The sequence below is a fragment of the Aeromonas enterica genome (assembly GCF_054052465.1).
Window position 1 is genome coordinate 54,263 of the sequence record NZ_JBSTYL010000004.1, and the last position, 11,640, is coordinate 65,902.

Sequence of the window (11,640 nt, forward strand, 5' to 3'; positions counted from 1 at the left end):
AAAAAAACCGGTGCGCAGGGTAGCACACCGGTTGGCTGGCTTCTAACCGTCAGCGCGTGACGGTGGCTGCGGCAGGTTACTCCTTGCCGTAAACGTTGTTCTCTTGCTCGCGCACCCGGATGAAGGTGGTGCGTTTGGTCAGTTCTTTGAGCTGGCTGGCGCCGACGTAGGTGCAGGTGGAGCGCACGCCGCCAAGGATGTCGCGCACCGTGTTCTCGACCGGGCCGCGGTAGGGCAGCAGCACGGTTTTGCCCTCGGAGGCGCGATAGTCGGCGACGCCGCCGGCGTGCTTGTCCATGGCGCTCGATGAGCTCATGCCGTAGAACTTCATGAAGGGGGTGCCATCCACGTCCACCACTTCGCCGCCGCACTCCTCGTGGGCTGCCAGCATGCCGCCCAGCATCACGAAGTCGGCGCCGCCGAACGCTTTGGCCACGTCACCCGGGCAGGTGCAGCCGCCGTCACCGACGATCTGGCCACCGAGGCCGTGGGCCGCATCGGCGCACTCTATGATGGCGGAGAGTTGGGGGTAGCCGACCCCTGTCTTGACCCTGGTGGTGCAGACAGAGCCCGGGCCTATGCCGACCTTGACGATGTCGGCGCCGGAGAGGATCAGCTCTTCCACCATCTCGCCTGTGACCACGTTGCCGGCCAGGATGACGTGGTTCGGGCAGGCTTCACGTATTTTGCGCAGGAACTCGACGAAGTGCTGGGAGTAGCCGTTGGCCACGTCCACGCAGATGAAGCGCAGGGCCGCCGACATGGCCAGGATCTGGCGGGTCTTGATGAAGTCCTCTTCGGAGGTGCCGGTCGATACCATCACATGGCCCAGCAGCGCCGGGTCTGTCTCGTTCACGAAGGCTTGCCACTGCGCAAGGCTGTAGTGCTTGTGGACTGCGGTCATCATCTCGAAACCGGCCAGGGTTCTGGCCATGGCGAAGCTGCCGACGGTATCCATGTTGGCGGCGATGACGGGAACGCCCTGCCATTGAGTCTGGGTGTGCTTGAAGGTGAACTGACGGGTCAGGCTGACTTGGGAACGGCTCTTGAGAGTGGAGCGCTTGGGGCGGAATAGAACATCCTTGAAACCGAGCTTCAAGTCTTCTTCGATACGCATGACGAATTCCTTATTGAGCCTTGTTGAAAGTCACTTTTGCAGTGGTCAATTTTCGGCAGGCGCAAAAAAACCGGCGGTTTTCATGGCCTCCGGTTTACAACAGTGTAGGCAAAAATCCCGCCAGAACAAGACTGATAATTCACTCATCATTATGTTAGCCTTTGGCGTCACAACCTGAGCACAATGCTGGGTTTCATCCAGCACTGATTCTCGGCCTGGGCGCCTCCATCAATACCACCTTGCCATGCCTCTTTTTTGTCAACCTATGTCGCGCGTTTGACACGGGTCCATCACCCCTGCCTGTCGCCGCGTTTCGCCGGTTGACAGCAGGCGCTTCCATCCCCACCCTTGACATCTGGGGCCACTGTCGGCCTTGTCCGGACAAGGAGCGAACATGTTTGGATCGCGAATGATGCCGCTGTTGCTGCTGGCTTGCCTCTCTCTGCCGGGGGCGGCCTTTGCCGCCTCCGCTCCCGCCGTGTATGGCTGGATCGAGAAGGGGCTCATCATGCCAAGCGGTGTGGCGGTGAAGATGAAACTGGATACCGGGGCGCTCACTTCCTCGATGGATGCGCGGGATCTGCGTCACTTCAAGCGTGATGGCAAACCCTGGGTGCGCTTTACGTTGCTGGTGACCGATGCCAACACCGATCAGCAGGTGAGTCAGACTCTGGAGCGTCCGGTTGAGCACATGGTAAAAGTACGCGGAGCCGGCGGCATGGAGCAGAGACCCACTGTCACCATGACCATTTGCCTGGGTGACAAGGTGTATGAAGATTGGTTCACCCTGCGGGATCGCAGCAAGATGAACTACCCGGTGCTGCTCGGTCGTCGTCTGCTGGAAGACCTGGGGGCGGTCGATTCGAGCCGGACCTTTACGGTGCAACCCAGCTGCCGCTGACGGGTGTCGCGCAGGGACGTTGAGTAGGTACTGCAAACAGAATAAACGGGGGCTCAGGCCCCCGTTTTCTATGTGTGCGGGTTGGCGTTATAACAAAGGCGACGGCGCGGGCAACAACACGCTCACCTCCAATCCCCCCTCTGGCCGGTTGTGGATGTCCAGATCCGCGCCGTGCAGCTGGGCGATGCGCGAGACGATGGCCATGCCAAGGCCGACTCCGTCCCCTTGCTGGGGATTGACCCGAAAGAAGCGCTCGCACAGGCGTGACAGGGCGGCGGTGGGAATGCCGGGACCGTTGTCGCGGATATCGACTCTGACCCTGTGGCCTTCGTGCTGCACCTCGACCGAAATCTCGCCCCGAGCCGGGGTGTAGCGCAGGGCGTTGTCGATGAGGTTGCTGAACATCAGATCCAGCAGGGTAGCCTGGCCCATCACCGTCAGCGGCTCCGCCCCTTCCAGCGACAGCTGCTGATCTTTTTTCAGGGCGATGGGAGCCAGGGTCGCCAGCGTGCCTTGCAACAGCTGGTTCAGGTTGAGTTCGGTGAGCTCCAGTCCCTGCTGGCTGTCGATGCGGGCCTGGGTCAGCAGCTGGCGCAGCAGGCGATCGCTGCGATCGAGTGCCAGCAGCATTTTTTGCAATGACTGCTCGCGGCTGGTGGCATCCTCGGCCGCCAGCGCATTTTCACTGTGAATGCGCAACACCGCCAGCGGGGTGCGCAGCTCGTGGGCTGCCTCATTGGTGAACTGTTTCTCCCGCTCTATGGTGTCGGCCAGGGCGTGCATCAGCCGGTTGATCTCGTTGGTGAGCGGGGTCAGTTCCTGGGCGCGGATCTTCAGGTTGAGCGGGCTCAGGTTGGCCGGGTGGCGCTCACCGATGGCCTGGGCCAGCAGCCGCAGCGGTGCCAGGCCACGGGAGATGAGCCACCACAGCAGGCCGAGCAAGAAGGGCAAGGTGATGAGCAGTGGCAGCATGGTCAGGGTAGCCATCTTGCTGGCCAGTTCGCTGCGCTCGTCGTCCCGTTCCGCCACGATGAGCCAGGTATGCTCGTCCTGGTTGTAGAGAGTGAAGGTCCGCCACTCGTGGTTGTCCCTGGTGACGTTGTTGAAACCGGGGGCCAGTTCACCGAGAGGCTGGGTTGGGGCGCTGGGGGATCGCAGCAGAATACGCCCCTGATCGTTGAGCAGCTGGAAGTAGAGGTTGCGCTCGAACTCGTGACCGAAGGGCGTCAGCTCCCTGTCCTCACCTTTCAGGTTGAGACTGGTGTCTTTCTGCCACTGGTCCGGGTTGCGCTGCTCCCAATCTTCGTAGACGGTGCCGTTGGCGGGCAGATCACCATTTTGCTCCATATAGCGACTGAGCAGCTGATTGGTGATGCGGGAAGATTGGGCGAGACGGGCATCGAACAGCTCCTCCATTTCATGGCTGGCCTCGAGATAGCCGATGAGGGCGCTGATGGCCAGACTGGCACTGACCAGCGCCAGTATGCCGGAGAGCAGAAAACGGCGGATGGAACGGGGACGATTCATGCCCGGTTGTCTCGGCGTTGTGGCTGCTCAAGCTGGGGAATGATGTAGCCGACGCCGCGAATATTGCGGATGAGGTCGCTGTAGAACTTCTTGCGCAGATGGTGGATATGCACCTCCACCGCATTGCTCTCGGCGCCTTCGTCCCAGCCGTAGAGGCTCTGTTGCAGCTGATCCTTGCTCAGCACCCGGCCACTCTGGGTAATGAGCTCCTGCAGCAGTTTGTATTCATGCGGGGTCAGCTTGACCGGCTCGCCCAGATAGGTGACCTGTTGTGACTCGGGATAGAGCAGCAGTTCGCCATATTCCAGTATCGCCTGGGCCTGGCCCTTGCTGCGGCGCACCAGGGCGCGCAGGCGGGCATTGAGCTCCTGCAGGGCGAAGGGCTTGACCATGTAGTCGTCGGAGCCCGCGTCCAGGCCCAATACCCGGTCGTCCAGGGCATCGCGGGCGGTGAGGATCAGCACGGGCAGCACCTGCCCCTCCCGTCGCAACTTGCGCAGCAGGCTGATGCCGTCAATGTCGGGCAGGTTGAGATCCAGAATGAGCGCGGCAAACTCTTCGCTCTTGAGCACCGACAGGGCGGGCAGCCCCTGCTGCAACCAGTCCACGGTATAGCCACTGCTGCGCAGGGCATCCACCATGCCATCTCCCAGCATCACATCATCTTCCACCAACAGGATCCGCATAGTCACTCCCCTTAAACGACGCTGCCCACCAGTATGCAAGCGGGCGGGCAGAGTTTAAATAGCTGTTTGATCCAGCTTGATTTTATAGCTTGGCGAGGCGGTCGCGGATCTCGATGCGGCGACCCTGATCCGCCAGCTCGCGGCCGGGGCGGTCCGGCGCCGCGAGTGCCTTGTTCAGATAGGTTTTGGCTTCGTCCTTGCGGCCCTGATCGAGCAGGAAGTCGCCGTAGAAGAAGTTCGGATCTATGCCGGTCGGGTTGAGGGCCAGCGCCTGCTTGAGCAGCAGCTCGGCCTTCTCGTCATCGCCAAATCCCACCGGCCAGCCCGGCACCTGATAGTAGAGCGAGCCCAGGCTGGTGTAAGCGGAACCTTCCAGCGCCTTGGGATCCTGCTTGAGGGCTATCTCCAGCTTGGCCTTTGCCTCCTTGACCAGACCGAGGGCACCCAGTCCACCCTTGGCGCCGGCCCAGGTGCTCTTGACGATGGCCGACCAGATCAGCAGATCGGTACGAAAGGCTTCCTTGGCGCTGGCCTGATCGGCCTGGCTGCTCAACTGGGCCAGGCAGTTCTCCTTGGCCTTGCCGGTCTGCTGATACTGGCAGACGGCCCACTGTTGCTGAATGGTGGGCAGGGCGTCGGCAGCCTGAGCCATACCGGTGCCCAGAGTGAGCAACAGGAGTACGCTGTGACCCAAATGGGGGCGGAAAGTGGCGTGCTTCATCTTAACGTTCCTTCTCTGTCATGGCGGCGGTGGGGTTGCCTTTGCCTGTGGTGGGGGGGGGCGAGTGGCGGGCGTAGCGTTCTATGATGGTTTTTTGCCTGGCCAGTGCCTTGTCGACGAGGCCGGGCAACAGGCCGTTGAGCCGCACGAACAGCTTCTCCGGCCAGCCGAGCCAGCTGCGGCGAGTCTCGTTGCACAGGGCGATGACGGCAGCCTCCGCCACGTCCTGCGGGCTGTCGGTCTGGGTGCCGAGCTCGGCATTCATCTCGTAAGCCGCCTCCGAGTTGAGGCGGGTACGGGTGGCGCGAGGAGCAAAGTGCAGCACCTTGATGCCGGTGCCTTCCAGCTCGCGACCCAGCGCCTCGCTGAAGCCGCGCAGGGCGAACTTGCTGGCGCAGTAGACGCTGTAGCCGGCATAGCCGATGGCGCCAAAGCTGGAGCCTATGTTCATCACCACGGCGGGCTTGCGCAGCCGGGGCAGCAGGACGCGGGTGAGCTGGATTGGCACCTCTATGTTGAGCAGCAACTGGCGCTCTACCTGTTCGCTGCTCTGATCCTCCAGCCAGGCAAACTGGTTGCAGCCGGCGTTGTTGATCAGCACGTCCAACCCTTCGTCCAGTGCCGGATGTTGCAGCAAGCGGGCCCGCTCCTGAGGAGAGCCGAGATCGGCGATCACCGTCTGGTGGCGCTCCGGATGGGGTAGCTCCTTGCAGAGGCGATCCAGCGCGCTGGCCCTGCGTCCGTGCAGCAACAAGTGCGCCCCTTGCGCCGCCAGCTCCTGGGCCAGCGCTTCGCCGATCCCGCCGCTGGCGCCCGTGAGCAGCACGAGTTTTCCTTCCAGTTTCATAGTTCAGATCCAGTGAGCTGATAGAGCATATCGGCGTAGAGGCGGTAGACCACCTTGGCCGAGTGAATGATGGCGGCCTGATCAGCCGGGTCTTCTACCCGGTTCATTAGGGATTCGAAAAACTTGAGGTGCTCCTGATCCAGCGCGCCGTGAGAGCTCAGATAGCTCATTGCCTGAGGCGGCAGGCCGAGCCCCGCCTTGAGCTGGTCCGCCACGGTCAGGGCGATGGCGACACTGGTGCCTTCCAGCACCTGCACCATGCCAAAGAACCCCATGGGGTTGCCGCGCTGTATCTGGTCATAGAGAAATGCCACCATCAGCTCGATGGGCAGGCCAGGCTGGCCGTGGCGCACAGCCTCGGCATCGCCGCCACAGGCGCGGATGTCGCTCAGGATCCACTCCTGATGGCCGTATTCCTCGTTGATGTACTCGGCAATGGCGCCGCGTACCCATTCGTATTCCTGACCCAGCTTGCCGCCGGTGGCCATCAAGAGCGGCACAGTGTGGCGCACGTGATAGAAGGCCTGGGCGAGAAAGCGCAGATAGATGTCGCGGGAGATCTCTCCCTTGCGGCACGCCTCTATGATGGGGGCCTTGAACAGATGTTCCCTGGCCGGGGCAGTGGCTTGTTGCAGCACGTGATAGAAGCTCATGAGGTCTCTCCTGTGAGGCATTGGCTGATTTGCCGGGAAAAGTGGTGATAGATCCGCTCGCGGCGGGGGCGACCGTTGGCAGTCAGCAGATCGGGATGCTGATCCAGTGCCACCGGCAGCCAGTGATGGATGCGGGCGTAATCGGGCAGACGGTGGTTGAGCTGCTCGATCTGTTGTGCGAGCAGGGCGTCGGCACCGGGCAGCGGTTGGATCAGGGCGACGTTGGCCGGCTGGCCGTCGCCGAAGATCACGATGCGGGCGATGGCCGGACAGAGCTGGGCTTCCGCCTCTATCCACTCGGGGGAAAAGTTGCGGCCGAAGGCGGTGATCTGCACGTTCTTCTTGCGCCCCGTGATGTGCAGATAGCCCTCCTCATCCAGGTGGCCCAGGTCGCCGGTGGCAACCAGCGCGTGAGCCGGTTCATCGCTGCCCAGATAACCGAGCATGGTGGCCCCTTCCACCAGGATCTCGCCGTCGGCGGCGATCGATACCCGGCAGTGATGCAGCGGCTGGCCGACGCTGCCAAGGCTGTGCCCGTCCGGGCCATTGAGCGCCACGACGGAACCGCACTCCGACAGGCCGTACCCCTCGTAGACAGGCAGCCCCAGCTTGCGAGCGCGACTGATGAGCTCGGGCGATACCTTGCCGCCGCCCACCGCGACGAAGCGCAGCGCCGCCAGTTGTTTGGCCAGCGCCGGATTGGCGCTGCACAGGGCCAGCAGCAGACGCAGCAATTCGGGGACCAGCACCAGGCTGTGGGCGGGCCAGCGCAGCAGGGCCTGAGCCAGGGTGGCCGGGTCCAGCTTGCTGGAGCCGGAAAAGCCCAGCTCTCCCAGCGAGGGGATGTGGCTGCAGGCGCCGGTGAGCAGCGGTACGTAGAGGCCGGTCAGGTTTTCCAACAGGGTGGTCAGCGGCAGCAGGGTCAGGTGTTTTTCAACTTGGGCGGGCGCGACGCGCTGTGCCAGTGAATCGCATACCGCCACCATATGGTCAAGGGAGAGGCAAACCCCCTTGGGCTGCCCCGTGCTGCCGGAGGTATAGGTGATCTTGGCCGTGCCGATGGGCAGGGGGGGCACACGGGCAGGTTGTTTGCGCCACAGCGGCAGCTCGCCGACCGAGAGAAGCAGCGGCGTGCTTGCCTGCCAGCCTGGGTGATGAGGGCCGATCAGGGCGTCGGCTCCACTGCTCTCCAGCAGCCACTCCTGTTGATCCGGGCTGAAGAAGTGGGGAACCGGGATCACCACTATGCCGGCCTTGGCGCAGGCCAAGTCGATCAGAGCCCAGGGCAGACCGTTGTCCAGTTGCAGCGCCAGCCGGTCAATGCCGGCCTGTTGCAGGCGTTCGGCCAGGGCGGAAATCTGCAGCCACAACTGTTCGTAGCTGATGCGATGCTCGCCGCCGCTCAGGGCCGGGCTGTGGGGCGCATGGCGGGCGAAGTGGGCTATCTGGTCAAACAGCATCATAAGGCGCTCCGATGCTGGCAGTTGAACAGGGATGGCATGGGCGCCAGCAAGGAGAGCAGCAGGCTGCCCTGGGCCAGCGCCTGGCGTCCCAGACCGAGATCCCCGACCATCACCTTGGGCTGGCAGTGGTAATAGGCGCCCCAGGCACTGGCATCGTCACCCACTTTGTCGGCCTGGGCAGGAGCCAGCTCGACCGGGGTGAGGTGCAGGCGATGGAAGCTGTTGCGCAACTTGGCGGTGCCGGTGAACACCACGTAGTCGAGGGCGTTGTCACACAGCAGGCGGCACAGCGCCGCAAACATCAGGCGGGCGTTGCCCGGTTCGCTGCAGGCCAGATTGCCCACCTCGACGATGCGATCCCGCCGGGCGCGCACCCCCAGTCGGGTCTCGATGGCGGCCTCTATGGGGTGGTCCAGATACTGTTCCAGATAGAGGCGCTCGGTGCTGGCCAGCTTGAGGCCGCAGGCGCCGACCAGCAGGCCGTCGGCCCGGTAGAGACCGAGCAGGCAGGGCAGAAAATGGGGAATGCGGGCATCGAATTCGTGGCTATAGGCCGCCTGTATGTAGGCCTGCAACGCCATGACCTGCTGCTGGGTATCGGCCAGTACCAAACGGTAGGGGGCTTGAATGTCTGTGGTCATGGATGGCTCCTTCTTGTCTGTTGCTGTCAGACTAAAGGGGCAAACTTAAGAAACACTTAAGAGTGGGGAAATCAGTGCCTTTTTGTAGCGGAATACCTTGAGAGCCATGGTTGTCAGCGGAGGTGAGTGGTCGTGAATCCATGAGACAAACTCCTTGTCAGCGGCGGTCTGGGCAGGCAAGCTGGCGCCCATTTCGAGCCCATCCCGGATTGGGCCAGCCACTCTCGTGAGGAAACCCCATGTGCCCGTCCCCTTGCCCGCTGTGCGATGCAGTCGACACCTATGTCCTGCCGGTGGCCGGCAAGCAGTACCATCGTTGCCGGGCCTGCGAGCTGGTCTGGCTGGATGCGGCAGAGCACCTTGATCCCGAGTGCGAGAAGGCGGTCTATGACGGCCACGACAACCGGGTGGACGATCCCCATTACCGCCGCTTTTTGATGCGGGCCTTCGGCGAGGTGCTGAACCGCCTGCCCCCGCCGGCCAGCGGCCTCGACTTCGGTTGCGGCCCGGGCCCGGCGCTCATCGCCATGGGGCGGGAGGCGGGCTACCAGATGGCGGGCTACGACAAGTTCTATGCCGACCGGCCCGAGCTGTTGACGCAGCAGTATGACTTCATCACCAGCACCGAGGTGATTGAGCACATCGCCACCCCGCGTGCCGTGCTGGACGGGCTTTGGGACTGCCTCAAGCCCGGTGGCCTGCTGGTACTGCAGACCCAGCGGGTGCTGGGGGACGAGCGCTTCAAGAGCTGGCGCTACCGCCATGATCCGACCCACATCGTCTTCTTCGCCGAGGCCTCGTTTCGCGCTCTGGCGGCCCGCTGGCAGGCGGCAGTCTGTTTTCCCCATGCCGATGTGGCTGTCATCACCAAACCCTGAACGGGGCATTTTCATTTGGCGGTGGCTTGGGCATGCTGATGGCCTGATTGCCGGGATCCTCTTGCCTGTTTCCCTGCATTGACCCATAGGCGTGGCGAGCTGCAAGCCGCCTGCCCCCCGACACCAAGGAGTGGTTCGTCATGTCGATTCCCCATCTTTCGCTGCAGGATGTCCGTCATCTGCAACTGGCGGCCCAGGGCCTGCTGACGCCGCGCCGCGGCAAGGCGCGACCGACCGACGTGCTGGCCGCCATCCGCCGCATGGCGCTGCTGCAGATAGACACCATCTCTGTGGTGGCCCGCAGCCCCTATCTGGTGTTGTTCAGCCGGTTGGGGCAGTACGATCCGCGCTGGCTGGAGCAGTTGCTTGCCGATGGCGATCTCTTCGAATACTGGGCCCATGAGGCCTGCTTTGTTCCCCGCGAGGATTACCGGCTGCTGCGCCATCGCATGCTGGATCCCGCCACCATGGGCTGGAAGTTTTCGGCCAACTGGCTCGCCACCCATCAGCAGGAGATAGGCGAGATCATCGAGCGCATTCGCCAGTACGGCCCGGTGCGGGCGGCCGACTTTGAACGCAAGGGGGAGAAGGGCAACGGCTGGTGGGACTGGAAGCCGGAGAAGCGCCATCTGGAGGTGCTGTTTACCGCAGGTCAGCTGATGGTGCGCGAGCGGCGCAACTTCCAGCGGGTCTATGATCTGGCCGAGCGGGTGATGCCCGAGTGGCGCGACGAGCGGGATCTGCCGAGCCCCGAACTTGCCCGGCGGGACATGGTACGGACCAGCTGCCGGGCGCTGGGGCTGGTCAAGACCGGCTGGGTCGCCGACTACTATCGGCTGCGGCGCGGCAAATACGACGCCCTGCTCCATCAGCTGGCGGACGAGGGGGAGCTGTTGCCGGTGCGGGTGGAGGGGTGGCAGCATGGCGCCTTCGTGCATGTGTCGCTCGCCGATGAGCTGGCGAGGGCGCAAGCGGGCACGCTCAAGGCGACCCACACCACGGCGCTGTCGCCGTTTGATCCCCTGGTGTGGGATCGCAAACGGGCCAGCGAACTGTTCCAGTTCGACTATCGCATCGAGTGCTATACCCCGGCACCCAAACGCCAGTACGGCTACTTCGTGCTGCCGCTGTTGCATCGTGGCAAGCTGGTGGGACGCATGGACGCCAAGGCCCATCGCAAGGAGGAGGTGTTCGAGGTCAAGAGCCTCTATCTGGAGCAAGGGGTCAGGGTAACCGCCAGCCTGGCGCAGGAGCTGGAGAAGGCGCTGCAAAAACTGGCCGACTGGCACCAGACCCCGCTGCTTCGTCTTGGTGCCATGCCGGCGCCCTTGCAGGCCCTGTGGCCAACGCCACGTCCTTAGTCCGCACGCTGAATATCAGCCAAACAAAAACCGGGCACTGGGCCCGGTTTTATCATCTGTTGCTGGCAACGGATGGATTACTGGAAGACCAGCACCATCAGCAGACCGACGGTGATGGCAGACACCAGAAAGGCGAAGCCATAGAACACATAGTGGTGCAGCTTGGTGGTGTGGATCCCCAGATCATGCAGGCCGTGGTAGATACGGTGCATGCCGTGCCAGATTGGCAGCGCTATGATGACCAGCAGGATGCAGGCACCCCACCAGGAGCTGGCGAACTCGAGTGCGCGTTCGTAGCTCATGGTCTCCACGTCCATGATACCCATGGGCACCAGCAGACCTGTGATGAGGACAATCACCGGCAGCAGCATGGCGACCACCATGCCACCGGCACCAAACAGACCCCAGTAAATGGGTTCGTCAGAACGTCTCATTATTTTCTCCTCAAGCCACGATGATCAGGATCAGCAGGGATACCGCCGCCAGCGCCACATACTGGGCGATAACGATCGGCTTCTCCGGCACCAGGTCTTCACCACGGAAGATGCGCATGGCCTTCGGTGCCAGTGCGAACCAGGTCTTGGCGTGGAACAGGCAGGCGGCCAGGGCGATGACGTGGAACAGAATGGCGATCGGGCTTTGCAGGGATTCCAGCCAGCCGTTGAACGCCTCCTGACCCTGAACCAGGCGCAGCAGGCCCCACATCAGCACGACGGCATAGATGGAGACGAAGATGCTGGTGCCTTCGCGGATCATGTAACCGGTGTAGAAGGCATTCTTCAGCCACCAGTCTTTTTTCATTTCGCGGACGTAAGGCTTACGTTTGCTATTGGTGTTGTTCATGG

Annotated in this window: 13 protein-coding genes; 3 read left to right on the plus strand and 10 right to left on the minus strand. The window is 62.8% G+C overall.

The features are described from left to right. Positions 1–76: 76 nt before the first annotated feature. Positions 77–1,117, minus strand: coding sequence for a GMP reductase (locus ACW5XD_RS06170; RefSeq protein ID WP_456494118.1), 1,041 nt, complete (start codon positions 1,115–1,117; stop codon positions 77–79). 394 nt (positions 1,118–1,511) lie between these two features. On the opposite strand from ACW5XD_RS06170, the gene rloA3 reads away from it, so the two are divergent. Beyond that, the gene (rloA3, locus tag ACW5XD_RS06175) at positions 1,512–2,018 is read left to right on the plus strand and encodes a retropepsin-like aspartic peptidase RloA3 (RefSeq protein WP_456494119.1); all 507 of its coding nucleotides are present in this window, start codon (positions 1,512–1,514) and stop codon (positions 2,016–2,018) included. Between the two features lie 87 nt (positions 2,019–2,105). On the opposite strand, the gene ACW5XD_RS06180 is transcribed toward rloA3, so the two are convergent. The 7 genes from ACW5XD_RS06180 to ACW5XD_RS06210 all read right to left on the minus strand — a co-directional run bounded on the left by ACW5XD_RS06180 (position 2,106) and on the right by ACW5XD_RS06210 (position 8,556). Further along, positions 2,106–3,545, minus strand: a complete 1,440-nt coding sequence (locus tag ACW5XD_RS06180; RefSeq protein WP_456494120.1) for an ATP-binding protein — start codon at positions 3,543–3,545, stop codon at positions 2,106–2,108. After that, positions 3,542–4,231 (minus strand): response regulator, encoded by a 690-nt coding sequence (locus tag ACW5XD_RS06185; RefSeq protein WP_456494121.1) that lies wholly within the window; start codon positions 4,229–4,231, stop codon positions 3,542–3,544. The genes ACW5XD_RS06180 and ACW5XD_RS06185 overlap by 4 nt, the downstream gene beginning before the upstream one ends. 82 nt (positions 4,232–4,313) lie before the next feature. Beyond that, positions 4,314–4,952, minus strand: coding sequence for a tetratricopeptide repeat protein (locus tag ACW5XD_RS06190; RefSeq protein ID WP_456494122.1), 639 nt, complete (start codon positions 4,950–4,952; stop codon positions 4,314–4,316). A 1-nt stretch (position 4,953) separates the two neighbouring features. Further along, entirely contained in the window at positions 4,954–5,799 is an 846-nt protein-coding gene (locus ACW5XD_RS06195) for an SDR family oxidoreductase (RefSeq protein ID WP_456494123.1), read from the minus strand. Next, complete coding sequence (locus ACW5XD_RS06200) at positions 5,796–6,452, minus strand: TenA family transcriptional regulator (protein ID WP_456494124.1); 657 nt, start codon at positions 6,450–6,452, stop codon at positions 5,796–5,798. Before ACW5XD_RS06200 ends, ACW5XD_RS06195 begins: the two co-directional genes overlap by 4 nt. After that, positions 6,449–7,915 carry an AMP-dependent synthetase/ligase gene (locus ACW5XD_RS06205; protein WP_456494125.1) on the minus strand — a complete coding sequence of 489 codons (1,467 nt, stop codon included), beginning with the start codon at positions 7,913–7,915 and terminating at the stop codon, positions 6,449–6,451. The genes ACW5XD_RS06200 and ACW5XD_RS06205 overlap by 4 nt, the downstream gene beginning before the upstream one ends. Beyond that, the gene (locus ACW5XD_RS06210; RefSeq protein ID WP_456494126.1) at positions 7,912–8,556 is read right to left on the minus strand and encodes a thermostable hemolysin; all 645 of its coding nucleotides are present in this window, start codon (positions 8,554–8,556) and stop codon (positions 7,912–7,914) included. The genes ACW5XD_RS06205 and ACW5XD_RS06210 overlap by 4 nt, the downstream gene beginning before the upstream one ends. Positions 8,557–8,795: 239 nt before the next feature. On the opposite strand from ACW5XD_RS06210, the gene ACW5XD_RS06215 reads away from it, so the two are divergent. Continuing rightward, the gene (locus tag ACW5XD_RS06215) at positions 8,796–9,434 is read left to right on the plus strand and encodes a class I SAM-dependent methyltransferase (protein ID WP_456494127.1); all 639 of its coding nucleotides are present in this window, start codon (positions 8,796–8,798) and stop codon (positions 9,432–9,434) included. Between the two features lie 140 nt (positions 9,435–9,574). Beyond that, complete coding sequence (locus ACW5XD_RS06220; RefSeq protein WP_456494128.1) at positions 9,575–10,795, plus strand: winged helix-turn-helix domain-containing protein; 1,221 nt, start codon at positions 9,575–9,577, stop codon at positions 10,793–10,795. Positions 10,796–10,872: 77 nt separating this feature from the next. On the opposite strand, the gene frdD is transcribed toward ACW5XD_RS06220, so the two are convergent. Next, positions 10,873–11,229 carry a fumarate reductase subunit FrdD gene (gene frdD, locus ACW5XD_RS06225; RefSeq protein ID WP_042867662.1) on the minus strand — a complete coding sequence of 119 codons (357 nt, stop codon included), beginning with the start codon at positions 11,227–11,229 and terminating at the stop codon, positions 10,873–10,875. Between the two features lie 10 nt (positions 11,230–11,239). After that, positions 11,240–11,638: a hypothetical protein gene (locus ACW5XD_RS06230; RefSeq protein ID WP_005317207.1), complete on the minus strand. Its 399-nt coding sequence runs from the start codon at positions 11,636–11,638 to the stop codon at positions 11,240–11,242. Positions 11,639–11,640 lie beyond the last annotated feature (2 nt).

Excerpts from the sequence above, each read along its gene's own strand:
- ACW5XD_RS06170 (WP_456494118.1), bottom strand. The coding sequence starts at position 1,117 with ATGCGTATCGAAGAAGACTTGAAGCTCGGTTTCAAGGATGTTCTATTC.
- rloA3 (WP_456494119.1), top strand. The coding sequence starts at position 1,512 with ATGTTTGGATCGCGAATGATGCCGCTGTTGCTGCTGGCTTGCCTCTCT.
- ACW5XD_RS06180 (WP_456494120.1), bottom strand. The coding sequence starts at position 3,545 with ATGAATCGTCCCCGTTCCATCCGCCGTTTTCTGCTCTCCGGCATACTG.
- ACW5XD_RS06185 (WP_456494121.1), bottom strand. The coding sequence starts at position 4,231 with ATGCGGATCCTGTTGGTGGAAGATGATGTGATGCTGGGAGATGGCATG.
- ACW5XD_RS06190 (WP_456494122.1), bottom strand. The coding sequence starts at position 4,952 with ATGAAGCACGCCACTTTCCGCCCCCATTTGGGTCACAGCGTACTCCTG.
- ACW5XD_RS06195 (WP_456494123.1), bottom strand. The coding sequence starts at position 5,799 with ATGAAACTGGAAGGAAAACTCGTGCTGCTCACGGGCGCCAGCGGCGGG.
- ACW5XD_RS06200 (WP_456494124.1), bottom strand. The coding sequence starts at position 6,452 with ATGAGCTTCTATCACGTGCTGCAACAAGCCACTGCCCCGGCCAGGGAA.
- ACW5XD_RS06205 (WP_456494125.1), bottom strand. The coding sequence starts at position 7,915 with ATGATGCTGTTTGACCAGATAGCCCACTTCGCCCGCCATGCGCCCCAC.
- ACW5XD_RS06210 (WP_456494126.1), bottom strand. The coding sequence starts at position 8,556 with ATGACCACAGACATTCAAGCCCCCTACCGTTTGGTACTGGCCGATACC.
- ACW5XD_RS06215 (WP_456494127.1), top strand. The coding sequence starts at position 8,796 with ATGTGCCCGTCCCCTTGCCCGCTGTGCGATGCAGTCGACACCTATGTC.
- ACW5XD_RS06220 (WP_456494128.1), top strand. The coding sequence starts at position 9,575 with ATGTCGATTCCCCATCTTTCGCTGCAGGATGTCCGTCATCTGCAACTG.
- frdD (WP_042867662.1), bottom strand. The coding sequence starts at position 11,229 with ATGAGACGTTCTGACGAACCCATTTACTGGGGTCTGTTTGGTGCCGGT.
- ACW5XD_RS06230 (WP_005317207.1), bottom strand. The coding sequence starts at position 11,638 with ATGAACAACACCAATAGCAAACGTAAGCCTTACGTCCGCGAAATGAAA.